This window comes from Stenotrophomonas sp. INTA L402-1 (genome assembly GCF_059295135.1).
On sequence record NZ_JCAFWP010000001.1, the window covers coordinates 215069 to 241258 of the forward strand.

Below are 26190 nucleotides of genomic sequence, written 5' to 3' on the forward strand. Positions count from 1 at the left end.
CCAGCAAGGAGAACGAGCATGAACATCGCGTCCCGTCTGCGCCTGTGTGCGCTTCCGTTGGCTGTCTCGCTGGCACTGGCCGCCTGTGGCGGTTCATCGACGCCCTCGGACACCGGCAAGCCGGTTGAGCCCGCCGCCGCCGCAACCGCGGCTGGCGAAGTTGCGTTGCCGGCAGGCTGGCAGCGCGTGGCCGGCACCGACATGCCGGCCGTGCGCGACCAGAAGGCCGTGCTGCCGGCCCAGGTGCATTCCGATGACGGCGCCGACGTCGAGGTGGCCGATACCAGCCGCATCATTGCCGGTGGTGACGACGTGATCGCAGTGATCGAGGCGCTCGGACTGGACAAGCAGGTGTTCGCCGCGCCGACCAATACCACCACCCAGGCCGGCCTGGCTGCCCCGCACCAGTTCCTGTTCAATCGCACCACTGGCGTGGAGGGCGTGCTGAGCCTGCAGGGCTCGCTGTTCCTCGGCAACAGCCTGCGCCGCCACACCGAGCTGGCGAAGAAGCTGCGTGAGGTGGGCGAACCGGCGGTGGTCATCGATGACCTGCAGCCGGCGCCGGACAAGGTGCGCAAGGTCGCCGCCGCACTAGGGCTGGCCGAGGCAGGGCAGGCACTTGCCACGCAGGTGCAGCGTCAGCTCGACGAGGCTGCAGCGATTGGCAAGGGCCTGGGCCATGCGCCACGACTGATCCACGTGTCGGCCACCGGCGCCGGTGGCTCACCCACCGTTGCGGGTGCCGACAGTGCGTCGGCGCAGCTGATCGCACTGGCTGGTGGTGTCAACATCGGCACCGAAGCAGGGGTGAAGAACTACTCGCAGCTGAGCAACGAAGGCGTGGTCGCCGCGGCGCCGGAGGTGATCCTGGTGACCGAGCATGACCTGCAGCTGTTCGGCGGTGCCGAGGGCCTGTGGAAGGCGTACCCGACGCTGAAGCAGACCCCGGCCGGGCAGGCCAATCGGGTCTGGGTGATGCCGGATGTGCAGCTGAAGTACACCAGTGTCGGTTCCGGTGCTGGTGCGCTGGCGCTGGCCAAGGCCCTGGCGGCGTTGCCGAAGGCATGAGTCCGGCGGATCGGCGCCGCCGTCGCGGGCGGACGATGTTGCTGGTGGCGTTGCTGGCACTGCTGGGGGCAGTGCTGGCCTCGTTCGCCGTGGGTCCGTTGCGGTTGCCGCCGCTGGAGGTGATGCAGGCGTTGGCGGTGAAGCTGGGTCTGCTCGATCCGCAGGCGGTCAGCAGCCGCGATCTCGCCGTGGTCTGGCAGCTGCGTATTCCGCGTGCCCTGTTGGGCGCGATGGTCGGTGCGTCGCTGGCGATGGCCGGTGCCAGCCTGCAGGGACTGTTCGGCAATCCGCTGGCCGATCCCGGCATTGTCGGTGTCAGCCAGGGCGCCGCGCTGGGTGCAGTCGCTGCCATTGTTCTCGGCGCTGCGGGCGCAGCCGGCTGGCTGGTGCCGGTGGCTGCATTCGCTGGTGGTGCACTGGCGATCGGCCTGACCTACGCATTGGCCCGGCCCGGCAAGGGTACGGGCAACGCCACGCTGCTGCTGGTCGGTATCGCGATGGCCGCGTTCTGCTCGGCGTTGATCGGTTTCCTCACATATATCGCCAGCGAAAGCGAGCTGCAGTCGCTGGTGTTCTGGCAGATGGGCTCGCTGGCGCGCGCCAACTGGGCCGATGTGGTGGCCGTGGTGCCGTTGTTCGCCATCGGTGTGTTCGCGCTGCAGCGATTGGCTACGCCGCTGGACATGCTGGCGCTGGGCGAACGCCAGGCCCAGCACCTCGGGCTGGATGTCACCCGCACGCGTCGCCGCCTGGTGGCGTTCAGTGCGCTGCTGGTGGGTGCAGCGGTGGCGTTTGCCGGTTCGATCAGTTTCGTCGGCCTGGTGGTGCCGCACGTGGCACGCCTGCTGGTCGGCCCTGGTCATCGCTGGTTGCTGCCGTTGTCAGGCCTGCTGGGTGCACTGCTGATCGTGGTGGCCGACACCGCCGCGCGCACATTGGATCCGCCGGCGGAGATTCCGCTGGGCCTGTTCTCGGCTGCGCTGGGCGCGCCGTTCTTCCTGTGGCTGGTGCTGCAGCAGCGCCGCAAGGCCGCGCCATGAGCGTGTTGTTGAAGCTGCACGAGGTGGTGGTACGTCGCCAGCAGCGCGAGATCCTGCACGGCATCTCGCTCGCGTTCGAGCCGGGGACGGTCACTGCACTGGTTGGCCCGAATGGCGCGGGCAAGTCCACGTTGTTGGCGGTCGCCGCCGGTGACCTGCGCGCTGACGCGGGCGAAGTCAGTCTGCTGGGCCGGCCGCTGACCAGCTACAAGGCCGGGCCACTGGCGCGCGAGCGCGCGGTGATGCCGCAGGAGCACGGCGTGCGCTTCGCGTTCAGTGTGGAAGAAGTCGTGGCGATGGGGCGGCTGCCGCATCCGCCGGATCCAGCCGTGGACGACGCCCAGGTGGAAGCGGCCATCGATGCCGCTGAACTGCAGGCGCTGCGCCTGCGCGAGGTGCAGCAGCTGTCGGGCGGTGAATCGGCACGGACCACGTTCGCGCGCGTGCTGGCGCAGGACACGCCGCTGCTGCTGCTGGATGAGCCGACCGCAGCGCTGGATCTGCGTCACCAGGAACGCACGCTGCGCAGTGTGCGTGCCTGTGCCGAAGCCGGTGCGTGCGTGATCGTGGTGCTGCACGACCTGAATCTGGCCGCGGGCTATGCCGACCGCATCGTGTTGCTGGAGCAGGGCAGGGTGGCGGCCGATGGCACGCCGCTGCAGGTGCTCACCGAAGACAACCTGCAGCGTGTCTACCAGCAGGATGTGGTGGTGCTGGAGCACCCAAGGCGTGGGGTGCCACTGGTGGTGGTGACCTGAGCATCAACGTGCTCTGCCTGGCGACGTATGATGTGCGGTTCGTTCTCTTCAATGGACTGATGCAATGATCCGTACTGTTTCACATGGCGTGCTGCTCTCGGCAATGGTCGCGTCCGTATGCGCCGCCAGCACCGCGTCCGCATCCTCGGTCTCCCTGATCAAGGCCGCCGAGCAGGCCTCGCTGATCGAGAGCCGGTATTCCGCCGGCGGGAGTGCTCCTGTGGTTCCGGTGACGACCCGCTATTTCGCCAGTGATGAAGTGCTCATCAGCTGGGATGACCAGCAGGTGCTGATGCTGTGCAGGGAGGCGGTGTACCTGCAGATTCCTGCCGGCAAGGCAGGTGACGTTGCGCTGGCCGCTGAACAGCGGCAGATGATTGCCTATCAGGCAATGATGTCCGGCCTGGGTTCGCTTGCGGCCGTGGCCGAAGCGGCGGGGGATTCGGTGGTGGTGGCAGACGACGGTAGCGAGACCCGTCGCGCAGGTGAGAGCAGCTGGGCCTACGGGGTGGAACGCCATGACGTCACTACCCAGCGCATGGCCGATGGCGCGCTGCGGATCCGGGCGCGCAAGACCGAGACCGTGAACAAGGCCAAGCCTGCGGAGCCGGACGACATGTTCAGTACCGAAGACGACCAGGCGGCGCGACTGTCGGAGCTGGCGCCGGTCGGCAGCTGGACCGAGGTGGTGGTCCATGGCGGCCCGCGCCAGGCGCAGGTGGATCCGGCGATGTCGTTGAAGGGATGGATCTCGATGGGGGACGACCAGGCTGCGACCGTGGCTGAGGCGCGCAAGCTGCATGAGTGCAAGTGAGCTGAGCTGGGGTCAGAGCCCTTTGCCCGTGGCAAAGGGATCCGACCCCGAGACCCGTCGGCCTCATTGTTCTATTAATGTGCGCAATATTCACTTGCGCGCCAGATTGGCAGGTCTAGAATGCGCCCCATGAACCGGATGCCGCTCCTGAAGTTTTTCATCCTGACCCGCGCAAGCGCGGAACGGGCGTGTCTGCCTGGAGCCCCACGAGGCCGTTGAATCGGCCATCGCTGGACCTTCGACAGAGCGCCCTCCGGGGCGCTCTTTTCGTTTCCGCAGTTCCATTTCCCGTAACCCGATGTACCGCAAGGAGAACGTGCCATGCACCAGATCGCCGAGACCGAACGCTAGCCGCGCGCCCTGTCGCCAACCGGGGTGCGCGGCCCCCGAAGTTGGCTTTGCAGGAACCTTTCTCATGAACACCCAAGTCCTTTCCCGCCGTCGCAACCTTGGCATCATTGCCCACATCGACGCCGGCAAGACCACGCTGACCGAACGCCTGCTGTGGAAAAGCGGCGAGATTCACCGCGTCGGCGAAGTGCACGACGGCAATGCGACCACCGATTTCTCGGCGATCGAGCGCGAACGTGGCATCACCATCGGCGCCGCCGCCGTGCAGGCGCAGTGGGCGCCGCGCGACCTGCCGCCGCATCGGCTGACCCTGATCGACACTCCCGGCCACATCGACTTCGCCATTGAAGTTGAGCGTTCGCTGCGCGTGCTCGACGGCGCCGTGGCTGTGTTTTCGGCCGTGGATGGAGTGCAGCCGCAGTCGGAAACCGTGTGGCGCCAGGCGCGTCGCCATCGCGTGCCGTTGATCGCGTTCGTCAACAAGATGGACCGCGTCGGCGCTTCGTTCGAGCGCGTGCTGGAGCAGCTGCAGGACAAGCTGAGGGCGCGGCCGTGGGCGCTGGGCGTGCCGCTGGGCAGCGAAAGCGACTTCAACGGCTGGGTCGACCTGGTCGATGAGCGCGTGCTGCACTGGCAGGATGGTGCCGTAACCACGGTGACCCCGTGGGACGACGCGGCGCGCACCCTGTGGCAGCCGCAGCGCGACGCACTGGTCGAGGCCGTGGCCGACCACGACGAACTGCTGGCCGATGCCTGGCTGGAAGGTCGCGCGATCGATGCCGAACAGCTGCGCGCGGCGATCCGACGGGCGACGCTGGCCGGTGCGGGCGTGCCGGTATTGGCCGGTGCGGCCTTCAAGGACAAGGGCATCGAGACGCTGCTGGATGCGGTGGTCGATTACCTGCCGTCGCCGCTGGATCGGCCTGCAGTCACCGCTGAAAGCGAGAGCGGCGAGGTGGTGCTGCCGCCTGATCCAGACGGTCCGCTGGCCGGCCTGCTGTTCAAGATCACCCACCAGCAGCACGGCGCGCTGAGCTTCGTGCGGCTGTACTCGGGCACCTTGAAGGTCGGCGATGCGGTGGCCAGTTCGCAGCATCCGCAGGGGCGGCGTGTCAGCCGCCTGGTGCGGGTGCAGGCCGACCAGACCCATGACATCGAGCAGGCCGTGGCCGGTGACATCGTCGCGGTGCTGGGCTGGAAGGATGCGGTCAGTGGCGAAACGCTGAGCGGCCGTGCGCAGCCGCTACGCCTGGAGAACATCCAGGCACAGGCGCCGGTGCTGGCCTGGCGGCTGGAACCGGCGCGCGCGGCCGACCTGATCCGGATGGCGCAGGGTCTGGCCAGCCTGGCCCAGGAAGATCCCTCGTTCCGCGTCGAAACCGATCGCGACACGGCGGAGACCCTGGTCTGGGGCATGGGCGAGCTGCACCTGGAGGTGATGGTCGAGCGCCTGCGCAGCGAATGGAAGGTCGAGGTGGGCGTAGGTTCGCCGCGCGTGGCCTACCAGGAGACACCGCTGCGTGCGATGGCCGGCGTAGTGGGGCGGCTGGTCAAGCAGACCGGTGGCCAGGGCCAGTTCGCGCATGTGGTGCTGGATGTGTCGCCGCGCGAGGACGATCAGGTCGTGTTCAACGACCGCATCGTCGGTGGCGTGGTGCCGCGCAGCTTCATCGCGGCGGTGGAGAAGGGCGTGCGTGCCGCGCTGTCGGAAGGTCCGCAGGGCCATCCGGTGGTCGGTATCGAGGTCAGTCTTGTCGATGGCCAGACCCATGCCAAGGACTCGTCGGAGATGGCGTTCCACCGTGCCGGTGCCGAGGCGATCAAGGCGGCGCTGGTGGAGGGCGGTACGCAGCTGCTGGAGCCGGTGATGGCGGTGACGGTGCATTCGCCGTCGGCGTCGGTGGGTGATGTGGTCGGCGACCTCAACCGTCGCCATGGCCGTATTGCCCGCATCGAAGACCAGGAAGGTCGCGCCGAAGTCAGCGGCTTTGCACCGCTGGCGCAGCTGGTGGGCTACACCACCTCGCTGCGTTCGCTCAGCCAGGGGCGGGCCAGCAGTGAGGCGCACCTGCATGGTTACGAGCCGGTACACGCGGCATGAGGAAAGGTGAGGGAGCCCGTTCGCGGGCTCCCTTTTTTGTCGTCGGGAACGCCCATCCACGCATGGCGTGGATCTACCGGGTGATCGGGTTGCAGGCCCTGCAGTAGATCCACGCCATGCGTGGATGAATTCGCATCGACACCGGGATAATGCACTGCATCGCAACAAAACTGCAGAAAAAGCTGGATTAAAGTGATGCCTCACGATAAATTGCGCACCCCCCGTTGCTCGCCGCCGCCCGCACCCCTCTCATGCGTGATGACAAAGACCCCGGAACCCTGGAGCTGACCCTGCCGCGAAAGCGCGGTCGTCCGCCCAAGTTCGGGTACGCAATGAGTGACGCGCAGCGCGCAGCGCGCTATCGCGCGCGCCGGGCCGGGCAGGCCAACCATGCCGACGTGCGCTCCTGCTCGGACATGGTGCTGCTGGACAAGATCCGCGCTGCTGTGAGCGCGCGCGACACTGAACTGGCCGGGTTCCTGGTCCACGTCCTCTGGCAGCGCTACCCCCTGCAGTTGAAATAGGCCGTCGGTGGGGTGGCCGTTGTCATCGAGCTTGTTGATAATGCGGGATTCAGGTTGTTCCCGCTGGCGCGCCCGGGATGGCAGGCGCGCATGATCGAACGGTTCCCAAGATGACGACCACCAGCGACACCACCACCGAAGCGGCGCCGAGCAGCGCCCCCCTGTTCTACACCCGTCCGGTGCCGCTGCAGGCCGATGTGCATGCCGATCTGCGCATCCTGCCGGGCAGGCTCGAGTTTGCCGCCGGCAACAACGCCATTCCGCTGGTGCTGGGCGAGTTCTCGCTGGCCCTGCATCACTTCCCGATCCTGTTTGCCGGCCCGACCGCCGTGCCGATGGCTGCCGTGGGCGTGTCCGACCAGAACCTGTTCATCAAGGACGGCCTGTGGGAGGATGAGGCCTATATCCCGGCCTACCTGCGTCGCCACCCCTTCATCTTCATCGACACCGGTGCAGACAACGACTTCCTGCTGGGCATCGACGAAGAGAGCGCGCGCGTGGTCAAGGGCGGTGACGAAGGCCAGCCGCTGTTCGTTGATGGCAAGGCCACCGACATGGTGCAGCAGGCGTTGGAGTTCTGCGGCCAGTACACCCGCGAGCACGAACAGACCCAGGCCTTCTCCAAGGCGCTGATCGACAACGGCCTGCTGGTCGAGCGCAACGCCACCGTCCGCACTCCGGATGGCCGCGAGTTCAATCTCAACGGCTTCCTGGTGGTGGACGTCGAGAAGTTCGTGGCGCTGCCGGAAACGACCGTGGTCGAGTGGCACCGCAGCGGCTGGCTGGCGCTGATCCACCAGCACCTGATGTCGCTGGGTCGCTTCAATGACCTTACCCGTCGCCAGGTCGAGCGCCTGGCGGCCTGATCAGGTCGATGGTGCGGCTTCCGCCTTGCGGGAGCCGTGCCACTGCTGCAATCCCCGCAGCAGTCGCCGCGCCTCGACCCAGTCAGGCGCGGCTTCATGCCCCAGTTCCCACAGGTCGGCCGCCGTGCCGGCCTGATCCGTTGCCCGGCACATCTGCAGCGTTCCCTGCAGCCGGTGTGCATGATGGCGCAGTGTCGAGGCATCGGCGTCCTGCACGGCCTGTTCAATCCTGGCCAGCTCATGGGCAATGTCCGCAGCGTAATCCGGCGCGGCGCGAGGGGTGTCATCGGGCGCAGTGCCGTGCGCCGAGGGCGGCAGGTCCAGCGCCTGCAGCAGGCTCGCAACCTGCAGCGGCTTGATCAGGATGGCGTCGAAGCCGGCCCTTCGGCAGCGTGCCGCGTGCCGGCGCCCCATGCGGGCGGACAGGGCAATCACTCGCAGAGGTGCCTGTGCCTGCGCGCGCAGCTGCTGCGCCAGTGCATAGCCATCCGAGCCGCGAAGCCCGATATCCAGTACGACCGTGCCGCGCGGTCGTAGCGCATACTCGGCCAATGCGGCGTCGGCATCGGCAACCGCGCGTACGTCGGCGCCCAGCCGACGCAGTTGCTCTGCGACGACATGCCGGCTGAGTGCATGATCTTCGACAAGGAGCAGGTCGATGCCCGTCAGTGGCGTCTGTTGCAGCGGCTCGATGGGCGGCTGATCGCCGTGAACGGCGCGGACCGGCAATCGCAGGGTGAAGCGGCTGCCGCGCCCATGCACGCTGTGTGCGGTCAGGTTGCCGCCCATGGCAACGGCCAGTTCGTGCGCAATCGTCAGGCCCAGCCCGCTGCCGCCACGTCTCTGGCCATCCTCGTTCTGCTGGAATGGTCGGAACAGAAGCGCCAGTTGGGCGGGTGCGATGCCGATGCCGCTGTCGATCACATCCAGCAACAGCTCCCGGGGAGACAGGGCGGGTTGTAGTTGCAGGCGCACCTCGATACCGCCGACATCGGTGAATTTCAGTGCATTGCCCAGCAGGTTGTCGACAATCTGGCGCAGTCCATCAGCATCGAGCACAACCGCCGGCGCTGGATCGGGCGCGCGATCCAACTGGAGTGACAGCCCTCTCCGCAGTGCCTCCGGCCGGATTGCTTCCAGTGCACGGGCACAGAGTTGGCCGACGTCGCAGGGCGTGGGATGCGGCCTGAAGCTGCCGCTGGCAAGGCGCGAGAACGCCAGCGAGCGATCGAGCAGCCTGCGCAGCGAGTGGCCGGCGGCAAGGGCTGCCGCGAGCAGTTCGCGCTGCCCCTTGGGCAGGTGTGACTGGCTCAGCAGGTCGATTGAAGCCAGTACTGTCTGCGCGGAATTGCGCACTTCATGGCTGATCATCCCCGCCGCGCGCCCGAGGCGTTGTTCCGCGCGGCCGATTCGCCAGCGTAACGCCTGCCAGAGCACGGGCAGGCCGATGAGTGCCGCGGCCAGGCACAGCAGCCAGAGCTGGAGCGGGGGGCGCACCCGGTCCAGTGCGCTCTCGATGGATGTGGGCAGCATCTGCTGCGCCCACAACTCCAGCAGGCCTGCGTGCTCTTCGAGGGTGATGGCGCGCAGCGCCTGATCGATGCGCGCCAGCAGCTGCTGGTCCTCCCGGCGGACAAGCAGGTGCAGATCGGTAGAGAATTCGCTGTCGAACGGGTGCAATTGCAGGTTTCCCGTGAAATGCTGCCGGATCATCGAGTGCAGCGTTGCTTCCAGGCCGATCGCAGCATCGGCGTTGCCGCTTTCAACAGCGGCCAGGGCCGCATGGCGGTCGGGGAGATGCAGGAGGCGGATCCGGGGGTGGTGGATCGTCAGCCAGTCGGCATAGGGACCGCCTTCAACTACAGCCAGCACCTGCGCTCTCACGCCGGTAATGTCACGGGGCGGGTGCTCGCCTTTACGCACAGCCAATACCGTCTTGCCGCCATGGAAGGCGCCGGAGGCCATCAGGTAGCGGCAGGGAAGCGGGTGATGCGAGGGGCTGCCCATGACCAGCACCAGGTCGGCTTCGTGACGGCAGACGGCAGCGACCGCTGCGCTCGTGCTGGCGTAGGTGAGATCGCGGAAGCGCAGGCCCGAATGCCGAGCCACAAGCCTGGCATAGCCGTGGGCGAGGGTGGGCAGCGCACTTGAATCTGCCAGCGTTGGGGGAAGCGGGCGCAGTGATGGTGCGGTGGCGACCCGCACTTCGCGGCCGGCGGACCATCTCTGCAGCTGTGCATCCTCGGCCGATGCAGCCGGCAGCAGGATCAGGACCAGCAACAACGTGCACGACGTGCGTAGGCGGAGGCGAACGCACCCCATCACTGGAGCTCCAGCTGCTGCCGCAGTGCATAGATCTCCACGTCATTGCGCAACCCGAGCTTGCGCAGGGCCGCGACCTTCTGGGTACTGACCGTCTTGACGCTGCGGTGGCGGCGCAGCGCGATCTCCGAGACAGTCAGGCCGGCCAGGAGCAGGTCCAGTACTTCGCGTTCATTGCGGCTTAGTTCCTCGCGGCACGCCGGAAACAGGCAATCGGCAGGGAGGCGGCACAGCCCCTGCGAGATGCGCACGATGGCATCAGACAGCATCTCCAGGGGCTCGGACTTGCTGACTACGCCGGAGATGCCGGTCGCCAGCAGGTGGTCGATGCGGGTGGATGGCGTCAGCGTGGCGAAGGCGAGCAGGGGAACATGTGGAAAGCACTCGCGCAGCAGGGGAGCCAGCTCATCACTGCTGCGGTCGCCAGGCGCCAGGATGAGATCGATGATGGCGACATCCACTGCCAACTGGCGCAGGCTGCCGATGAGCTCATCGCTGCGGGCGTGGCTGGCGACAATGCTGAAGCGGACGTCGCGGGACAGGTGCAGGGCGGTGCCGCGGCGGACGATTTCGTGATCGTCGAGGAGTGCCAGCCGCAGTCGGCGCGGTGCAGGATATCCATTCATGCGCAGGGAGGTGATCGGCGCCCGCAGGGCGTGGCGATCATTCTGGCGCCGCTGTCGCGTCGAGCATCGAACTTGTTGGAATTTTGCGATTATTCCTAAGAATCGATGCGTAAAGCCCATCAATCTAATGCCACCGATTGATGAGGTGGATCGTCAGTCCCCAATCACGCGCTTCGGGGTCTCGAAGCCGGTAGCCGGGCTCCATGTAGACATTGAGATTGATTAACCACTGATGCTTCAGGAAGATCTACCCGAGGAGAAGGCTCCGCGTCATCGCACCGACTGCGGCACCCGCCTCAGCTTGTGGGTGTCGTAACCCATGGCCGCAATCCGCTCGACCGCCTGCTGGTAGTCACTGTCCGACACCTGCGGGGTGCGGGCCATGTACCAGACGTAATCGCGCTTGCTTCGTGCCACGATGGTCTGGTGGTAGCTTTCATCGAGCCAGGCGATGATGTATTCGGCCTGGATCGGCCAGATGAACTGCATGCCCCAGATCGCGCCGTTGCCTTCCTTCTCGACACGGCCGACGGGGTGCATCGACTTCTGTGGCGCGTCGAAGCTGCCTTTGCGGTAAGTGAAGGTGGTCTGGATGCGTCCATCGGGGCGCAGGGCATAGCTCTCCACGGCGTCGAAGGCCTCGCGCTCAGGGCGCGACGGGATATGCGCGATCACGTACCAGTCGCCCATGAAGCGCGGTACATCCACCGACGGCGGACGCGGCAACGGGCGGGTGTCGCTGGAGCTGCAGCCGGAACCGAACAGGCCGACCGCGATCAGGGGGAGCAGCGGAAACATGCGCATCGGGCACCTCAGCGGGGTCGGAACAGATAGTGGGCCACCAGCCACTGCTGGCCGTCGTCGTAGCCGAACAGCTCGGCGCATGCCATCCAGAACATCCGCCAGCGCTGCCACCAGACCTTCGCTGCAGCCTGGCCATAGGTGGCGATCAACACCGGCATTACCCGCTCGCGGGCTGCATCCTGCTTGGCCAGCCAGTGGTCGGCCGTGCGCTGGTAATGGGTGCCGTCCAGCAACCACCGTTGCTCCAGGCGCAGGTCGCGCTGGAAATGCAGCAGTGTGTCGGCCGCCGGCATCAGTCCGCCGGTAAAGAAGTGGCGACCCATCCAGTTGTCGCCGCCGTCTGTCTCGAACGGATACATCAGTGCGCGATGGGCGAAGATGTGCACGAACAGTGCACCGTCCGGTTTCAGCCACCGTGCGATGCCTGCCAGCAGGCGCTGGTAGTTGCGTACGTGCTCGAACATCTCCACCGAGATACAGCGGTCGAACCGGGCCGTCGGCAGGTCAAGCTGGTTGACGTCGCGGGTCATCACCTCGACGTTGCCCAGGCCGCGCGCCTGGCACTGCGCCATGATGTACTGGCGTTGGCTGTGCGAGTTGGAGACGGCGGTGATATGCGCCTGCGGGTAACGTTCGGCCATCCACAGGGTCAATGAGCCCCAGCCGCAGCCCAGCTCAAGTATCTGCTGGCCATCGGCCAGTCCGGCGCGCTGGCCGTACAGTTCCAGCATGGCGTCCTCGGCCTGGTCCAGCGTTTCGCGCCCGGTGGCGTAGTAGCAGCTGCTGTACTTCAGCCGCTTGCCCAGGCAGGCCTGGAAGAATGCCGCGGGAACTTCGTAGTGCTGGCGGTTGGCCGCTTCGGTATGCAGCGCGAGTGGGCTGTCGGCCAGCTCGGCGATGCGCTGGCTGAAGCGTGCCGATTGGCCTTCGATGCCGCCTTCGCTTTCCTCATGCAGGCGTTGCGCGCACAAGCGGCGGATGCCCGCACGCAGCGCCGCATCGGGCACCAGCCCACGTTCGGCCCAGGCGATCAGCCCGGTTTCCGCATCTTCGGCCGGATTCAGTGAAGGGATCGCGCTCATGCGGAATGCTCCTTGGAAGAACGGGGGAACCAGGGAAAGAACATCGATGTAGTGCGCTGGTAGGCGCGGTAGTCGTCGCCTCGGCTGCGCAGTGCTTGCTTTTCAGTGAAGGGAATGCCGCTGAGATAGCGCAGGAACACGTACATCAGCAGCGGGCCGGCCCAGGCCAGCCACCACAGTGGCGAGCCGACCGCGAGAAGGACGTAGCTGAACCAGTGCAGCCATTCGAAGAAGTAGTTGGGGTGGCGGGAGTAGCGCCACAGCCCATCGCGGCAGGTGCGGCCCTTGTTCGCTGGATTCGCGCGGAACCGGGCCAGTTGATGGTCGGCCAGGCTCTCGCCGCCGACGCTCAGCAGCCAGACAAGTGCGGCGGCCACGATCCACAACGTCATGCTTGTCTGCGGATTGGCCGCCACCGCGACGAAGGGCAGGGCGAACAGCACGACCAGCAGCGCCTGGGCCATGAAGAAGCCGAAGATCTTGCCTTGATGCCCTTGCCAGTGCTCGCGCAGATAACGGTAGCGGCTGTCTTCCTGTTCGTGGCGGACCCGGTGCCACAGGTGCAAGGCGAGTCGACTGCCCCACAGGCCACCGAGCACGCCGAGCGCCATCCGTGGCGCCGCCGCACCATCGCCGAGCCACGCCAGCAACAGGGCTGATGCGCCCACGCCCTTGGCCCAGAGCACATCGACCACGCCGATGTTGTCGTGGCGGCGCTGCCAGGCCCAACCCCAGCTCATCACAAGTACGGCATACAGCAGGACCCACCACAGATTGATCATGACGGTGCTCCTGCCAAGGGCGGCGGGAGGGTGCGGGAGCCGCGACGAGCGGCCATGCACAGCAGCGAAAGCGCGATGCTCCAGCCCACACCCAGCACCAGCAGGCCCTGCCACAGCGGCGCAGTGAAACGGACCGCCTCGAAACCGCGCGCTGCGGAGAGATACGCCAGCGGGGCCAGCAACAGGCCAAACAGGGCTGGCAGGGCAGGGTGGCGCAGCAGGAAGCGCATCGAAGTGGTCAGCGTCATCGCAAACGCGGCCCACAACGCCATGATCCAAAGGGGCGGAGTCCAGCCCAGCGGGGCAGCAGCGTAGCGCACGGCGCCGCTGGCGGCGGCACTGGCGTCGACCAGCCACGCGCAGGCCAGCGCCAGCAGCATCAGCCGAAGGTCCAGTCGAGGGTGCGGTGAAGTCAGCAGCTGGCTGCCGATATAGATCGTTGCGGCCAGCAGCGCCGGCCACTGCCAGCCTCGCCCTGCGCCGGCGCCGGCCACGGCACACAGCCAGACCAGCTGGTTGCCAAGCAGATTGGTCCAGAACCGGCGCATGTCAGCGGCTGTCGCCCGCAGCAAGGACGGGCCGGTGGTCCGGACGGGCCAGCAGCAGATGCGAGACGCCGATCGAACGTTCCAGGAAGCCGCCCTCGCAATAGGCCAGATAGAACTCCCACAACCGGCAGAAGCACGCATCAAAGCCCTGCGCCTGCACCGCAGGCAGCTGGGCCAGGAAGCGCTGGCGCCAGGCGCGCAGGGTCAGTGCGTAGGAGTGGCCGAAGTCCTGCTGGGCGATCAGCTGCAGGTCGCTGGATCGGGTCTTGGCGGCCATGATCGCGTTGATCGATGGGATGAAGCTGCCCGGAAATACATAGCGCTTGATGTAGTCGACGCTGCGCCGGGCCTGTTCGTAGCGATGGTCCTCGATGGTGATGGCCTGCAGCAGGGCAACGCCATCCGGCTTGAGCAGGCGTTGCAGTGTAGCCATGTAGGTGTCCAGGTACTCGGCGCCGATCGCTTCGATCATCTCGATCGATACCAGCTTGTCGAACTGGCCCTGCAGGTCGCGGTAGTCCTGCATCAGCAGCGTGATCTGATCCTGCAGGCCCGCCGCCTCTACGCGTTGGGCGGCCAGTGCATGCTGTTCCGCGGAGATGGTGGTGGTGGTCACATGGCAGCCATAGTGCTGGGCGGCGTGTACCGCGAAACCGCCCCAGCCGGTGCCGATCTCCACCACACGGTCGCCTGGCTTGAGTTGCAGCTGCTGGCAGATGCGGTCCAGCTTGCGCCGCGAGGCGGATTCCAATGACTCGGATTCGCTGTCGAACATCGCCGACGAGTACATCAGGTCCGGCGACAGGAACAGGGCAAAGAAGTCGTTGCCCAGGTCATAGTGCGCGGCGATATTGCGGCGGCTGCCTTCACGGCTGTTGCGGCGCAGGCGGTTCCAGACCCGCAGCATCCCCCCACCCAAGCGGGCCGGGCCACGCTCCATGCCGTCGAGCAGATCGCGATTGCGCACCAGCAGCCGGATCAGTGCCACCAGATCATCGCAGTGCCACTCGCCCTGGATGTAGCTTTCACCTGCGCCCACGCTGCCTTGCGCAGCAACCTTGCGATAGAACGCCGGGTCATCGATGGTGACGGTGACATGCAGTTCACCGCGGGCGTCGCCCAGCCAGACCTCGCCGAGTGCATCGCGCACGCACAGCCGACCGTCGCGCATCGGGGCCAGCTGGGCCAGCAGGCGGCGGCGCAGGAACGCGTCCAAGGCGCCGGGGCGCGGCAGGGCAACCCAGGGAGTCATCGAGTTCATCGCGGTTTCTCGGTAAGAGTGGGGTGGTCGTGCACCGGGTTGCGTTTCAACCACAGCCGCAGTGCGTGCCAGTGAATGGCGGCCACCACCTGGGTGGTCATCAGGGGATAGCAGGCCAGGACCCGGGCCAGCCCGCGGCCATCCAAGGCACGCCGCTGCATGGCCTGGGTGGCATCAAACTGGCGCACGCCGTCCCGCCAGACCTGCATGTGCACGCGCAGGTCCTGGTCGGGGCGATTGAACCGCCAGTCGTAGCCGCAGTCCATCGGCATGAACGGCGAGACATGGAAGCACTTGTCGAACTGCCAACGCAGTGAGCTGCCTTCGTGCGTGGCGGTAGCGACCGGCAGCACATAGGCGTGCCGTTCCTTCCAGGGCGTGTTGGTGATCTCGGCGACAATGCAGTCCAGCGTGCTGCCGTCGGCCTGGTAGCAGTAGTAGAAACTGACCGGGTTGAACACGTGCCCGGCAAAGCGAAGATGGGTGAGCAGGCGCACAGGGCCGGTCGGCCGGTAGCCAAGAGTGTGGGCAGCGTGATCGCGGATGGCATCGGCCAGGGGCCGTGCGGGATCGCCGAAGTAGTCGCTGCGGCGGAACTCGGCCAGGTTGCGGCGATTGACCGACCACAACCAGCGCCCGTCGAACGCCGTATCGAGTTCGTCCAGATCGAGCAGCAGCTGGGCGATGGGGTAACGGAAGGCATGCGGGTGCGGATGATGCCGGCGATGCATCACCTGCCCGATGTAGAGCGCGCTGGCACTCATGCCGCCACCTCATCCGCGCCGGATGCCAGCCGATGTGGAGCGCAGGCCTGCAGGGCATCGACCACGCGGCGGGCGCTGCGGATGCCATCCTCATGGAAGCCCCAGCCCCAATAGGCGCCTGCGAACCACGTATGGCGACGGCCCTGCAGTTCCGCCCAGCGCTGCTGTGCCCGCACCGCGGCGTGGTCGTGCACCGGGTGGGCATAGCGCAGCGTACGCAGTACTTTGGCCGGGTCGATTGCCTCGCTGCGGTTGAGGGTAACCACCAGGGGCGTATCGCCGGGCAGGCCCTGCAGCAGGTTCATGCAATAGCTGACCGTGCAGGGCGCGGCGCGATCCTCTGGCACGTGCGCGTTCCATGCCGCCCACGCCTTGCGGTTGCGCGGCAGCAACGAGGCATCGGTATGCAGTACGGCCTCGTTGGATTGATAGCGGATGGCGCCGAGGACCTCACGCTCGATGGCATCGGCGTCGGCCAGCAACGCCAGCGCCTGGTCGCTGTGGCAGGCCAGGATCACTTCGTCGAAGGCCTCCGCGCCGGCCGCGCTGTGCACGCGTGCACCCCAGGGCGTGCGTTCGACCATCCTGACCGGGCATTGCAGCCGCTCATGCACCCGCCAGCGGCGGCGCAGCGTATCCACGTAGCGCGCCGATCCCCCGCTGACCACCCGCCAGCTCGGGCGCCCGGTCATCTGCAGCATCTGGTGGTTGGCCATGAACTGGGCCAGATAGCGCGCCGGGAAGTCCTGCACGGTGGCGGTCGGTGAGGACCACAGTGCCGAGGCCATCGGCAGCAGGTGCTCGTCGATGAAGGCCTCGCCATAGCGCTGGCTGCGCAGGTACTCGCCGAGCGTGGGGCCGTCTTCCTCGGCCAGCAGCAACGGTGCATCCCGATAGAACCGGCGCAGGTCGGCCAGCATGCCCCAGAATCGAGGTGACACCAGATTGCGGCGCTGGCAGAACAGGCCATCCAGCGAGGTGGCGTTGTACTCCACGCCGCTGCGCTCGCTGTGCATCGAGAAGCTCATCGTGGTCGGCTGCGAAGCCACACCCAGCTCGTCGAAGAGCGCGGTCAGCAGCGGATAGTGCTGGGGATTGAACACGATGAACCCGGTATCCACCGCCATGCGCACGCCATCCACATGCACGTCGTGCGTGTGGGTATGGCCACCGAGGTAGTCGTTGGCCTCGAACAGCGTGACGTCGTGTTGGCCATCGAGCCACCAGGCACTGGACAGCCCCGAGATACCCGAGCCGATGACGGCGATGCGCATGTCAGTACCTCGCCTTGGCCAGGACCCACTCGGGGATGGGCTTGAGACCTTTGACCAGGCCCAGGGCCGCCATCGCGCGCAGTCCGTACCAGGTCAAATCCACTTCCCACCAGCGGAAGCCCTGGCGGACAGTGCCGGGGAAGAAGTGATGGTTGTTGTGCCAGCCTTCGCCGAAGGTGAGCAGCGCCAGCCAGAGGTTGTTGCGGCTGTCATCGCGTGTGTCGAAACGGCGGCGGCCGAATCGATGCGCCAGCGAATTGATGGTGACGGTGGCATGGAACAGCACCACGGTGGAAATGAAGAAGCCCCACACCAGCAACTGCGGGCCCGTGGTGTGCAGCACTGGCGCCCATCGCTCCAGCGCGGCACCCAGTGCGTACAGTGCTGCGGCCAGCAGTACCGGCACTGCCGTATCGAAGCGGTCCAGCCAGCGCAGCTCGGGGAAGCGCGCCAGGTCCGGTACCCGTGACAGATCGGTGGCGAACGCCTCGCGGGTCAGGAACCAACCCATGTGGCTGCGCCAGAAGCCGCCCTCGCGTGGCGAGTGCGGATCCAGCGGCTGGTCGGCATGCCGATGGTGGTGGCGATGATGGGCGGCCCACCAGAGCGGCCCACGCTGCACGCTGGAGGCGCCGATGACAGCGAACACGAACTGCACCGTTCGCGATGCATGGAAGGTCCGGTGCGAGAAATAGCGGTGATAGAACGCCGTGATGGCGAACATGCGCACCGCATAGAGCGCTGCGGCGACGATCACCGCTGTCCACGAGATTCCGACCCAGAGCACAGCGATGCAGGCCAGGTGCATCAGTGCGAATGGCACGGCGCGCAACCAGTCGATGTGGCCGGGCTGTTCGCCGGTGGTCTCTGCGACGTTGCCGGTGTCGATCCAGCGCTGCAGCGTACGCAGCAGGCGCGAGCGTCGACGGGGGAGGGGCGCTACAGAGGCCATTGGGGGATCTCGGCGGGTGTCGTGTCTACCTGTACGCAGCAGCGCGTGCAATGGATGCGCTGCGACGCGAAGAATCTCGACTTCACCTGGGCGTCACGGCGCAGCGGTCGACCAGAGGATGCGTCCAGGCCTGCCGCCATTCCGCGGTAGTCTGCTCGGCAGCAGGCGAGCTGAAGCGCACCGTCACCTGCGGATAAGTGCCGCGTGCATCGCGCAGGTTGCTGGTACCGCGGAATTCCAGCAGGCGGCGGTCGGTGTTGGCATAGACCAGTGACAGACGCGGGGCGATGCCGCCGTACCAGGTGTCCAGACTGACGTCGATCGACTGGCCATCAACACCCTGCCAACGTACCGGACCGATGCGCCGCACCTGCACCGGGAAGTAGCGCTGCCGACCCGGCACCAGAAAGGGCAGACTGATGCGTTCGCCGCGCAGCAGCGCCGGCCAGTGCAGGCGCACCGCGGCGTCGAACCCTGCATCGATCACCGCGTCCGGCGGCAGTTCAAGCCGGCGCTGATGCGGCTGGCTGGCGGCATCTTCCTTCCAGGCAATCGACACCGAGTCGCCAGTGGCGTCGACTTCGGCGGTCTGGCCGCTGCGGCGGTCCTGCAGCGAATAGCTCCGTGCCTGCGGGCGGGCGCTGGCGGGCAGATGCTTGCGGGCGAAGGGCTGGCCATCCGGGCACTGGTACAGCACCCAGCGCTCGGCACCCTCCGTTGCCTCGCGCCGCCAGTGCACTTCACGGTAGAGGATGTCGCCCTGCGCGGAGGTGGCCACACCCTCATTTCGCAGCCAGGGTGCCGCCAGCGCGGCGTGGGGCAGGCACAACAGCAGCCAGGCAGTGCGCATGGTGTTCATCCGGAAGCGGAGGTCTCTCAGGTCATACGGCGGGGGCGCCCGGTTGGATGCGCAGTGCCGACTGCATCCAATGGCTGCCCCTGCGCGTACAGAGGAAGACCTTCACCTGCCCGCCGCGAACGCAGATGTACCCTGACGCCGCCAGCACACTCCTCAACTTCGATACCGCACGCACCGTGTCCAGTTCCCAGCAGCCCAGCAGCGAGCCGACGAACTGGGCCGGTGACATGGACGGCGTGGCGCGGCTGCGCGACCGCGATTGTTTCATGCGGATCTACGACTACTTCATGCCGCGGCTGTGCGTGTACCTGCGCGGCCTGGGCGCACCCGATGCCGTAGCCGAGGAGCTGGCGCAGGAATGCCTGTTGCGCCTATGGCTGCGGGCCGCCGATTTCGATCCGGCACAGGGGGCGCTGAGTACGTGGCTGTATCGCATCGCCCGCAACCTGCATATCGATCGAGTGCGCCGTGAGCGCAGCTGGATGCAGGTGCAGGCCGCAGTGGAGGACGCGGCGACGCTGGATGTGATCGAGCGCAGCAGCGCCGAGCAGTTCGCCGACCAGGCGCGTCTGCGCCAGCGCATCAACGAGCTGCCTGCGGTGCAGGCACGGCTGGTGCGGATGTCCTATTTCGAAGCCAAGAGCCACAGCGAAATCGCCGAAGCGCTGGGCATGCCGCTGGGGACGGTCAAATCGCACCTGCGCCGTGCCTTCCTGCAACTGCAGGCGAAAGTGGGAGGTGTGCCGTGAATCCGCACCACCACCTGCACGAATCCACGCTGATGAGCTATGCCGCCGGTGCGCTGCCGGCGCCGTTGAGCATCGTGGCCGGTGCCCATCTGGAGCAGTGCCCGCATTGCCGTCAGCGCCTGCGCGATGCTGAGGCGATCGGTTCGGTACTGCTGGAGCAGACCCAGCCGCCTGCAAACGACACGCGGCGCGAACAGTTGCGCGAGGCCATGCTGATGCAGCTGGTCACGGAAACGCCGATGGCCATGGCGGAATCCCTACGCCCTATGCCGAAGGAGCGGCCCGAGGCTGATCCCGATCATCTGCCGGCGTCACTGCATCCCTACTTTGGCACCTCGCTGGGTGACCTGCGCTGGCGTTGGATGGCGCCGGGGGTGCACTGCATCCGGGCCGAGCAGATGCCCTCGCTGATCATGCTGAAGATCGCCCCCGGCAAGTGCCTGCCCATGCACAGCCATGGCCGCAGCGAGCTGACCCAGATCCTGCGCGGTTCCTACAACGACGCGCTGGGGCTGTTCGCGCCGGGTGACGTTGCGGATCTGGACGAGGAGGTGGAGCACCAGCCGGTGACCGCGCCGGGTGTGCCGTGCATCTGCGTGTCTGCGTTGGATGCGCCGTTGGTGTTCAGCGGTTGGCTGGCGCGGAAGATCCAGCGTTTTGTGAAACTCTGAGGCGGGTGCGATGAAGGTCGGGACGGGTGCATTGCGGATTCTGTTGACCGGTGCCGCAGGCCTGGTCGGGCAGGGTGTGGTGCTGGCCTGCCAGCGCTCACAGCAGGTCTCCGGCCTGACCGCGCTGGTCCGCCACCCCGGCAGTCTGAGCGGCACCGGCAGCGAGCTGATTGTCCCGGACTTTCTGCGTATCCAGGAGCGGGTGGAGGAGCTTGCCGGGTTCGATGCATGCCTCTACTGCGCCGGTGCGCCACCGGTCGGCACCGCCGAGCCTGAGTACAGACGCGTTACCGTGGACACCACACTGGCGGTGGCCCGTGCCTGGGCGGCCGCGAATCCCGAGGGACGCTTTCTGTATGTATCCGGTGCGGGTGCAGACCCTCAGAGCCGGCTGATGCCGCTGAGGGTCAAGGGCGAGACCGAAGTTGCTTTGCAGGCCCTGCCGGTGCGCTCGGTGATGCTGCGCCCGGGTGGCGTCAGGCCGGTCGCGGGAACCGGCACCCGTCATGCCCTGTTGAAGCCCTTGTACTGGGGCGGCGCGCCGTTGATGAAGCTGGCCGGTGCGATTGCGCCTTCGTTGATGACCAGCAATCTGGCCCTGGGCCAGGCGATGATTGCGCTGGCCGCCAGGGAGCATCCGCCGGCCACCGTGGAGTGCGCGGACATCAACCGGATCGCCGCTGGCATGCGCGATCCGGCGTCCTGACCTCAGTGCGGCGTCGCCTCCAGCGCGGTGCGCACCGCCGCTGCAAGATCACTGCGGGTAAATGGCTTTGGCAGCAATGAAACGGCGCGTCCCTGGCTGCCCACCTGGTCGTGGTCGCGTGGATAGCCCGACGTGAACAGGACGGCGACTTCCGGCCAGCGTTCACGGACTTCGTGCACCAGTTCCCAGCCCGACATGCCGGGCATCACCACGTCCGAGAACAGCAGGTCCACCTTGGTGTCGGGGCGTTCCAGCAGCCGCAGTGCGGAGGGTCCGTCGTGGGCTTCCAGCACGCGGTAGCCGAGCAGCCGCAGCGCATCCACCGTGTGGGCGCGGACATCGTCATTGTCCTCGGCCACCAGAATGGTTTCCTCGCGCGGTGAGTAACCCGCCAGGCCGGTCTGTGGGGTGCGTGCTTCGCAGGGCAGGGACAGCGGAGAGCGCGGGAACATCATGGTGATGCTGGTACCGCCGCCTTCCACCGAGTCGATCAGCACGTGGCCACCGGACTGCTTGACGAAGCCATGCACCATGGACAGGCCAAGCCCGGTGCCGCGGCCAACCTGCTTGGTGGTGAAGAACGGCTCGAACACGCGCGCCAGGGTCGCTGCGTCCATGCCGTGGCCATTGTCGCGCACCCGCAACATCACGTACTCGCCTGGCGTTGCATCGGGAAACAGGGCGGCGTAGTCGTGGTCGAGGTGGCTGTTGTCGACTTCGATCACCAGCCGGCCGCCATGCGGCATCGCATCGCGGGCATTGACCGCCAGGTTCAGTACGGAGGCCTCCAGCTGGCTGATGTCGATCTCCACGCACCAGATGTCCTCGGCGTTGCGGATCTCCAGCTGCACCAGCTCACCCAGTGCACGCTGCAGCATGTCGTGCATGTCCAGCAGGCGTTCGTTGAGGTTGGCGGCCTGGCTGTGCAGCGGCTGGCGACGGGCAAACGCCAGCAGGCGCTGGGTCAGGCTGGCGGCACGGCCGACGCCTTTCAGTGCATTGTCCAGTGCACGGCTGACCATTGCCCCGGGTTCTCCGGCGCGTTCGTTGAGCAGCATGGCGTGCTCGACGTTGCCGGAGATGACCGTCAGGATGTTGTTGAAATCATGGGCGATGCCGCCGGTGAGCTGGCCGACCGCCTCGATCTTCTGTGACTGGCGCAGCGCGTGTTCTGCTTGTAGCCGCGCGGTGGTTTCCACCGCCTCGGAGACCACGGCGGTGACCACGCCTTCGGTATCCAGCAGCGGGCGGAACGAGAAGTCGAAGCTGCGCCGCCCGGTCGGGAGTTCCAGTTCCAGTGCATGCAGCGAACTGCGGCCCTGTACGGCTGCGGCGACGGCCTGGTCGATCAGCGCACTGATGCCATCGGTTGTGGCAAACCAGAGCGATTCGCCGAAGCGCGCGCCAACAGTGTCCTTCTTGTCCGCAAGCACCGCGGCCAGTGACGCGTCATTGGCATCAACCACGCGTCCGGACAGATCCAGCAGCACCTGATGCTGGAAGCTGGATTCGAAGATCGCCTGCAGGCGCCGCTTGCTGGCCCGCAACTCGGCGGTGCGTGCCTGCACTTGTCGCTCGAGAACCTGGTTGTCCTCGCGCAGCGCCAGTTCGGCCTGCTTCAACAGTGAAACATCGCTGCCCATGCAGATGTAGCCGACCACGCTGCCATCGGCCGCATGTTCCGGTACGCAGTCCATCTGCACGAATCGTGATTCGCCGCTGCGGTGGACCAGTTCGACCTGGAAGCTGGTGCGCTCGCCCTGCAGTACCCGCTCCAGGCTGGGCAGGGCGTGCTCGAAGGCGGAAATGCCGCTGACATCCCGTGCCGCGCGACCCAGCAGTTCGGCCAGGCTGACGCCGTGCCAGTCCAGGAACGCCTTGTTCGCGAAGCGGTAGCGATGCGCCGTGTCGAGCTGGGCGATCAGCGCAGGGACGGCATTGGTTACCTGCTGCAACTGCGCCTGGCTGTCGTTCAGTGCGGCCTGCGCCTGCACAAGCTGGGTGCGTTCATGGGCCTCCTGCCGCGCACGACGGATCGCATCCGGCAGGCGCTGCAGGCGCTGCTTGACCACGTAGTCGCGCGCGCCGCGGGTCAGCGCCTGCACCGCCAGTTCTTCGGTCAGCGTGCCGGAGACGAAGATGAAAGGGGTCTGCGGAATCCGCTCGCGTGCCAGCGCAAGGGCCGCATCGCCGTCGAATCCGGGCAGCACATGATCGGCGAGGATGACGTCGAACGGGCGGTTGTCGATGGCCTCGATGAATGCATTGCGGGTCCACAGGCGCTCGGCCTCGAAATCGAGGCCGGCACGCTGCAGCTGTGCGCTGATCAGCTCCGCATCAAGCGCGCTGTCCTCCAGCATGAGGATGCGCAGGCGCTCGCTGCGGCGCGATCCATCACGCATTGTGCTGCCCCGAGCCGCTGGGCCGATGCGGCGGGGGCTGGTTGGTGATGCCCCAGAACATGCCGAGCCCCTGGATGGCGTCGAAGAACTCCTTGAAGTCCACTGGTTTGACCACGAATGCGTTCACGCCCAGTTCGTAACTGCGCACCAGATCCTGCTCTTCGCGGGAGGAGGTCAGCATCACCACTGGCGTGCTGCTCAGGTTCGAATCGCCACGGACCTGCTCCAGCACTTCCAGGCCATTCACCTTGGGCAGCTTCAGGTCCAGCAGCACCACCACCGGGCCGCCGTGGTTGGCGCCGGCGAATTTGCCTTCGCAGCGCAGGTAATCCAGCGCTTCGGCGCCGTCACGTACATGGATGACATCGTTCAGCAACTGGCAACGCGACAGCGCCGCCAGCGTCAGCTCTGCATCCTTGGGGCTGTCCTCTACCAAGAGGATCGGCCGCAGGTCCCTCATGGGTGATCTCCTGTGGAACGGGGTAGGGTGAAGTGGATCGTGGCGCCCTTGCCAGGTTCGCCCTCGGCCCAGGTCCTGCCGCCGTGGCGGCCGACGATGCGGCGCACGTTGGCCAGGCCAATGCCGGTGCCTTCGAATTCCTCGACGTGGTGCAGGCGCTGGAATACGCCGAACAGCTTGTCCACGTAGCGCATGTCGAAGCCACAGCCGTTGTCGCGCACGAAGAAGTGGTCTTCGTCGTCGTTTCGCTGGTGACCGACCTCGATGACCGCCTGCTCGCGCTCGCGGGTGAACTTGATCGCGTTGGCCAGCAGGTTCTGCCAGACCAGGCGCAGCATCGTCGGGTCGGCTTCGACCTCCGGCAACGGCGCAAGCGTCCACTGCACGTCGCGGCCGCTGTAGTCCAGGACCAGGCTCCGGCGCACATCCTCGGCCAGCGCGGCCATATCCAGCCGCGCCCGGCCCAGCGTAGAGCGGCCCATCTGCGAAAAGCTCAGCAGGTCGTCCACCAACGTTCCGGCAGATTTGGCCGACTCCACGATCGTATCCAGGAAGCGGCGCTCGGTATCGTTGAGGCGTTCGCCGGCCGAGCTGCCCAGCAGTTCCGAGTAACCGACGATATGGCGGAATGGCGCGCGCAGGTCATGGCTTACGGAGTAGGAAAACGCTTCGAGTTCCTTGTTGCTGCGGACCAGCTGCTCGTTGAGCTCAGCCATTTCCTCGGCCTTGCGCAGCACGATGTCGACGATGGCCGTGCGCATCTCGTGCGCGGCATCGCGGTCGGCGTCGTTCCACGGCAGGCTGCGCTGCTGCACGGTCTCTTTCCATGCTTCGAATGAACTGCGCGGGGACAGTGCCACGCCGGGCGCCGCCGCTTTGCGTGGGTCGCCCCCCCAGCGCACGGTGTGCACCACTTCCGGGCGGAACCACATCAGATAGCTGTCGTGCAGCTGCGAAATGGACACCGCCAGTACGCCGCTGGCCACGTCGGCCAGGCGCGCGCCGGGCACCCAGTCGGCTGCCAGATGGTCACTGCAGTACGTTTCCTGCCCGGCCTGCTGTGCGGCCAGCCAATCGGCCAGGGCCAGCACGTCGGTCGCGGGCGGGCACTGGCCCACACGCATGCAGTCGCCCTTGTGCACAATGGCGGCGCCTGCGGCACCGGTCAGCGACAGCAGGCTGGCTTCATCGTGGCGCAGCGCAGCCATGAAATCCTCGTCGCCGGCCATGCGTGCCAGCAGCTTGACCAGCACCGAGCGGCGCGCCACGCGTTCTTCGATGGCGCGTGCACGCTCCTTCAGCGCGATTTGCAGCGACAGGATCTGGCCCATGAATTCACAGGCGGTGCGCACGTGACAGGGCAGGCGGCGCGGCTGCACCGTGTGGCAGGACACCAGGCCCCACAGCTGGCCCTCGTGCACCAGCGACACCGACATCGACGCGCCGGTGCCCATGTTGCGCATGTACTGCAGGTGCACGGGCGAAACGCTGCGCAGCACGGCCAGGCTCAGGTCGGTAGCCGCCGCGTCGCGATGGTCCTCGGCCCGCATCAGAGGGGTAGGGGTATAGCTGTTGTCCGCGATCAGGCGCACCCGGTTGCGCCGGTACAGCTCGCGGGCCTGGGCCGGAATGTCCGACTCGGGGAAGCGCAGGTCCAGGTAGGACGGCAACAGGCCGTTGCCATCCTCGGCGACTACGATGCCGTTCCAGCCTGCATCGAACTGGTAGACCAGGGTCCGGTCGAAGCCGGTCAGCCGGCGCATGTGCGCGGCCGCCAGCTGGCACAGATCTTCCACGGTGGTAGCCGATTCGATGCCGGTCATCAGTTCGCGGATCGACGGATACAGTTCTTCCAGCGAACCCGGTTGGCCGGGAACCGGCGCCTCCAGCTCGATCAGCAGATCGCTGGCGGAGCGATGCACCAGCAGCTGATGCCGCCCGTGGCCGTCCAGGTGCACAGCGCCTACATGGGCGCTGCTGCCCACCGTGGCCTGCTGGAACAGCGCCTGGAAGGGCGCCAGCACGCCGCCCAGTACCTCGCTGACGTGCTGCATCAACGGTTCGCCGAACTGCTTCAGCAACCCCGGCTGGCTGATGGCGCGCTCACGCACCCGCAGTGACTGAGGCTCCACTACCAGAAGCACGCCATATGGCTGGATGGCACCGGGCGTATGAATCGGTTCGCGCGCACAACGGGACTGGGCGGTGTCGTGCGTGGACTCAGCAGAAGGCATCAAGGGCGGGACTCATGATTCGTGGATGGCTGGAAAGGCCCAGCGTCGCATCCGGCATGCATGGATGGTGAAGCAAAATCGTGCATTCGCCTACCAGCACGTGCGCGTGAAGAGCGTTTCATTCAAACCTGAATTCTTCATCTGACCATTCCAACAGCACTTGCATGTTTCG

General features: G+C 66.6%; 24 protein-coding genes. 10 read left to right on the plus strand and 14 right to left on the minus strand.

The window, feature by feature from the left end; translation table 11 throughout:
* Positions 1 to 18: 18 nt before the first annotated feature.
* The 7 genes from AC5O77_RS00945 to AC5O77_RS00975 all read left to right on the plus strand — a co-directional run bounded on the left by AC5O77_RS00945 (position 19) and on the right by AC5O77_RS00975 (position 7522).
* A complete protein-coding gene (locus tag AC5O77_RS00945) occupies positions 19 to 1068 on the plus strand; it encodes a heme/hemin ABC transporter substrate-binding protein (RefSeq protein ID WP_478057311.1) in 1050 nt (349 codons plus the stop codon).
* Positions 1065 to 2108 (plus strand): FecCD family ABC transporter permease, encoded by a 1044-nt coding sequence (locus AC5O77_RS00950; RefSeq protein ID WP_478057312.1) that lies wholly within the window; start codon positions 1065 to 1067, stop codon positions 2106 to 2108. The genes AC5O77_RS00945 and AC5O77_RS00950 overlap by 4 nt, the downstream gene beginning before the upstream one ends.
* The gene (locus AC5O77_RS00955; RefSeq protein WP_458074487.1) at positions 2105 to 2866 is read left to right on the plus strand and encodes a heme ABC transporter ATP-binding protein; all 762 of its coding nucleotides are present in this window, start codon (positions 2105 to 2107) and stop codon (positions 2864 to 2866) included. Before AC5O77_RS00950 ends, AC5O77_RS00955 begins: the two co-directional genes overlap by 4 nt.
* A 64-nt stretch (positions 2867 to 2930) precedes the next feature.
* Positions 2931 to 3680 (plus strand): hypothetical protein, encoded by a 750-nt coding sequence (locus tag AC5O77_RS00960; protein WP_065723258.1) that lies wholly within the window; start codon positions 2931 to 2933, stop codon positions 3678 to 3680.
* A gap of 415 nt (positions 3681 to 4095) precedes the next feature.
* The gene (gene fusA, locus AC5O77_RS00965; RefSeq protein ID WP_478057313.1) at positions 4096 to 6132 is read left to right on the plus strand and encodes an elongation factor G; all 2037 of its coding nucleotides are present in this window, start codon (positions 4096 to 4098) and stop codon (positions 6130 to 6132) included.
* A 251-nt stretch (positions 6133 to 6383) separates the two neighbouring features.
* Positions 6384 to 6656: a hypothetical protein gene (locus tag AC5O77_RS00970; protein ID WP_005409616.1), complete on the plus strand. Its 273-nt coding sequence runs from the start codon at positions 6384 to 6386 to the stop codon at positions 6654 to 6656.
* Between the two features lie 110 nt (positions 6657 to 6766).
* Positions 6767 to 7522, plus strand: coding sequence for a SapC family protein (locus AC5O77_RS00975; RefSeq protein WP_164079840.1), 756 nt, complete (start codon positions 6767 to 6769; stop codon positions 7520 to 7522).
* On the opposite strand, the gene AC5O77_RS00980 is transcribed toward AC5O77_RS00975, so the two are convergent.
* The 11 genes from AC5O77_RS00980 to AC5O77_RS01030 all read right to left on the minus strand — a co-directional run bounded on the left by AC5O77_RS00980 (position 7523) and on the right by AC5O77_RS01030 (position 18787).
* Positions 7523 to 9844, minus strand: coding sequence for an ATP-binding protein (locus tag AC5O77_RS00980; RefSeq protein WP_478057314.1), 2322 nt, complete (start codon positions 9842 to 9844; stop codon positions 7523 to 7525). It lies immediately after the preceding gene.
* Positions 9844 to 10590 (minus strand): LuxR C-terminal-related transcriptional regulator, encoded by a 747-nt coding sequence (locus AC5O77_RS00985; RefSeq protein ID WP_478057315.1) that lies wholly within the window; start codon positions 10588 to 10590, stop codon positions 9844 to 9846. The genes AC5O77_RS00980 and AC5O77_RS00985 overlap by 1 nt, the downstream gene beginning before the upstream one ends.
* Before the next feature lie 150 nt (positions 10591 to 10740).
* On the minus strand, positions 10741 to 11274 hold the full coding sequence (locus AC5O77_RS00990; protein ID WP_478057316.1) for a lipocalin family protein: 534 nt from the start codon (positions 11272 to 11274) through the stop codon (positions 10741 to 10743).
* 8 nt (positions 11275 to 11282) lie between these two features.
* Positions 11283 to 12356 (minus strand): SAM-dependent methyltransferase, encoded by a 1074-nt coding sequence (locus tag AC5O77_RS00995; protein WP_478057317.1) that lies wholly within the window; start codon positions 12354 to 12356, stop codon positions 11283 to 11285.
* Positions 12353 to 13138, minus strand: coding sequence for a DUF1295 domain-containing protein (locus tag AC5O77_RS01000; RefSeq protein ID WP_478057318.1), 786 nt, complete (start codon positions 13136 to 13138; stop codon positions 12353 to 12355). Before AC5O77_RS01000 ends, AC5O77_RS00995 begins: the two co-directional genes overlap by 4 nt.
* On the minus strand, positions 13135 to 13686 hold the full coding sequence (locus AC5O77_RS01005; RefSeq protein WP_317216574.1) for a DUF2878 domain-containing protein: 552 nt from the start codon (positions 13684 to 13686) through the stop codon (positions 13135 to 13137). The genes AC5O77_RS01000 and AC5O77_RS01005 overlap by 4 nt, the downstream gene beginning before the upstream one ends.
* Position 13687: 1 nt before the next feature.
* Positions 13688 to 14947, minus strand: a complete 1260-nt coding sequence (locus AC5O77_RS01010) for a class I SAM-dependent methyltransferase (protein ID WP_494506328.1) — start codon at positions 14945 to 14947, stop codon at positions 13688 to 13690.
* Positions 14944 to 15711, minus strand: a complete 768-nt coding sequence (locus AC5O77_RS01015; RefSeq protein ID WP_478057320.1) for a DUF1365 domain-containing protein — start codon at positions 15709 to 15711, stop codon at positions 14944 to 14946. The genes AC5O77_RS01010 and AC5O77_RS01015 overlap by 4 nt, the downstream gene beginning before the upstream one ends.
* Complete coding sequence (locus AC5O77_RS01020) at positions 15708 to 16985, minus strand: NAD(P)/FAD-dependent oxidoreductase (protein ID WP_478057321.1); 1278 nt, start codon at positions 16983 to 16985, stop codon at positions 15708 to 15710. Before AC5O77_RS01020 ends, AC5O77_RS01015 begins: the two co-directional genes overlap by 4 nt.
* A gap of 1 nt (position 16986) precedes the next feature.
* Positions 16987 to 17937, minus strand: a complete 951-nt coding sequence (locus AC5O77_RS01025) for an acyl-CoA desaturase (RefSeq protein WP_478057322.1) — start codon at positions 17935 to 17937, stop codon at positions 16987 to 16989.
* Positions 17938 to 18019: 82 nt separating this feature from the next.
* Positions 18020 to 18787, minus strand: coding sequence for a hypothetical protein (locus AC5O77_RS01030; protein WP_478057323.1), 768 nt, complete (start codon positions 18785 to 18787; stop codon positions 18020 to 18022).
* Between the two features lie 134 nt (positions 18788 to 18921).
* On the opposite strand from AC5O77_RS01030, the gene AC5O77_RS01035 reads away from it, so the two are divergent.
* From AC5O77_RS01035 to AC5O77_RS01045, 3 genes are read left to right on the plus strand one after another with little or no spacing between them, the layout of a single operon-like run.
* Entirely contained in the window at positions 18922 to 19545 is a 624-nt protein-coding gene (locus tag AC5O77_RS01035; RefSeq protein WP_478057324.1) for a sigma-70 family RNA polymerase sigma factor, read from the plus strand.
* Entirely contained in the window at positions 19542 to 20216 is a 675-nt protein-coding gene (locus AC5O77_RS01040) for a ChrR family anti-sigma-E factor (protein WP_478057325.1), read from the plus strand. Before AC5O77_RS01035 ends, AC5O77_RS01040 begins: the two co-directional genes overlap by 4 nt.
* Before the next feature lie 10 nt (positions 20217 to 20226).
* A complete protein-coding gene (locus AC5O77_RS01045; protein WP_478057326.1) occupies positions 20227 to 20922 on the plus strand; it encodes an NAD-dependent epimerase/dehydratase family protein in 696 nt (231 codons plus the stop codon).
* Positions 20923 to 20924: 2 nt separating this feature from the next.
* Here the strand turns inward: AC5O77_RS01045 and AC5O77_RS01050 are convergent, their stop codons facing one another.
* The 3 genes from AC5O77_RS01050 to AC5O77_RS01060 are packed head-to-tail and all read right to left on the minus strand — an operon-like array spanning position 20925 to position 26018.
* Positions 20925 to 23324 carry a response regulator gene (locus tag AC5O77_RS01050; protein WP_494506329.1) on the minus strand — a complete coding sequence of 800 codons (2400 nt, stop codon included), beginning with the start codon at positions 23322 to 23324 and terminating at the stop codon, positions 20925 to 20927.
* Complete coding sequence (locus tag AC5O77_RS01055) at positions 23317 to 23784, minus strand: response regulator (RefSeq protein WP_478057328.1); 468 nt, start codon at positions 23782 to 23784, stop codon at positions 23317 to 23319. Before AC5O77_RS01055 ends, AC5O77_RS01050 begins: the two co-directional genes overlap by 8 nt.
* Positions 23781 to 26018: an ATP-binding protein gene (locus tag AC5O77_RS01060; RefSeq protein ID WP_494506330.1), complete on the minus strand. Its 2238-nt coding sequence runs from the start codon at positions 26016 to 26018 to the stop codon at positions 23781 to 23783. Before AC5O77_RS01060 ends, AC5O77_RS01055 begins: the two co-directional genes overlap by 4 nt.
* Positions 26019 to 26190 lie beyond the last annotated feature (172 nt).

Excerpts from the sequence above, each read along its gene's own strand:
- AC5O77_RS00980 (WP_478057314.1), bottom strand. The coding sequence starts at position 9,844 with ATGGGGTGCGTTCGCCTCCGCCTACGCACGTCGTGCACGTTGTTGCTG.
- AC5O77_RS01060 (WP_494506330.1), bottom strand. The coding sequence starts at position 26,018 with ATGCCTTCTGCTGAGTCCACGCACGACACCGCCCAGTCCCGTTGTGCG.
- AC5O77_RS00985 (WP_478057315.1), bottom strand. The coding sequence starts at position 10,590 with ATGGGCTTTACGCATCGATTCTTAGGAATAATCGCAAAATTCCAACAA.
- AC5O77_RS01045 (WP_478057326.1), top strand. The coding sequence starts at position 20,227 with ATGAAGGTCGGGACGGGTGCATTGCGGATTCTGTTGACCGGTGCCGCA.
- fusA (WP_478057313.1), top strand. The coding sequence starts at position 4,096 with ATGAACACCCAAGTCCTTTCCCGCCGTCGCAACCTTGGCATCATTGCC.
- AC5O77_RS01010 (WP_494506328.1), bottom strand. The coding sequence starts at position 14,947 with ATGAACTCGATGACTCCCTGGGTTGCCCTGCCGCGCCCCGGCGCCTTG.
- AC5O77_RS01025 (WP_478057322.1), bottom strand. The coding sequence starts at position 17,937 with ATGGCCTCTGTAGCGCCCCTCCCCCGTCGACGCTCGCGCCTGCTGCGT.
- AC5O77_RS00960 (WP_065723258.1), top strand. The coding sequence starts at position 2,931 with ATGATCCGTACTGTTTCACATGGCGTGCTGCTCTCGGCAATGGTCGCG.
- AC5O77_RS01050 (WP_494506329.1), bottom strand. The coding sequence starts at position 23,324 with ATGCGTGATGGATCGCGCCGCAGCGAGCGCCTGCGCATCCTCATGCTG.
- AC5O77_RS01000 (WP_478057318.1), bottom strand. The coding sequence starts at position 13,138 with ATGATCAATCTGTGGTGGGTCCTGCTGTATGCCGTACTTGTGATGAGC.
- AC5O77_RS01020 (WP_478057321.1), bottom strand. The coding sequence starts at position 16,985 with ATGCGCATCGCCGTCATCGGCTCGGGTATCTCGGGGCTGTCCAGTGCC.
- AC5O77_RS00990 (WP_478057316.1), bottom strand. The coding sequence starts at position 11,274 with ATGCGCATGTTTCCGCTGCTCCCCCTGATCGCGGTCGGCCTGTTCGGT.
- AC5O77_RS00955 (WP_458074487.1), top strand. The coding sequence starts at position 2,105 with ATGAGCGTGTTGTTGAAGCTGCACGAGGTGGTGGTACGTCGCCAGCAG.
- AC5O77_RS00975 (WP_164079840.1), top strand. The coding sequence starts at position 6,767 with ATGACGACCACCAGCGACACCACCACCGAAGCGGCGCCGAGCAGCGCC.
- AC5O77_RS00945 (WP_478057311.1), top strand. The coding sequence starts at position 19 with ATGAACATCGCGTCCCGTCTGCGCCTGTGTGCGCTTCCGTTGGCTGTC.
- AC5O77_RS00995 (WP_478057317.1), bottom strand. The coding sequence starts at position 12,356 with ATGAGCGCGATCCCTTCACTGAATCCGGCCGAAGATGCGGAAACCGGG.
- AC5O77_RS00970 (WP_005409616.1), top strand. The coding sequence starts at position 6,384 with ATGCGTGATGACAAAGACCCCGGAACCCTGGAGCTGACCCTGCCGCGA.
- AC5O77_RS01055 (WP_478057328.1), bottom strand. The coding sequence starts at position 23,784 with ATGAGGGACCTGCGGCCGATCCTCTTGGTAGAGGACAGCCCCAAGGAT.
- AC5O77_RS00950 (WP_478057312.1), top strand. The coding sequence starts at position 1,065 with ATGAGTCCGGCGGATCGGCGCCGCCGTCGCGGGCGGACGATGTTGCTG.
- AC5O77_RS01015 (WP_478057320.1), bottom strand. The coding sequence starts at position 15,711 with ATGAGTGCCAGCGCGCTCTACATCGGGCAGGTGATGCATCGCCGGCAT.
- AC5O77_RS01030 (WP_478057323.1), bottom strand. The coding sequence starts at position 18,787 with ATGCGCACTGCCTGGCTGCTGTTGTGCCTGCCCCACGCCGCGCTGGCG.
- AC5O77_RS01035 (WP_478057324.1), top strand. The coding sequence starts at position 18,922 with ATGTACCCTGACGCCGCCAGCACACTCCTCAACTTCGATACCGCACGC.
- AC5O77_RS01005 (WP_317216574.1), bottom strand. The coding sequence starts at position 13,686 with ATGCGCCGGTTCTGGACCAATCTGCTTGGCAACCAGCTGGTCTGGCTG.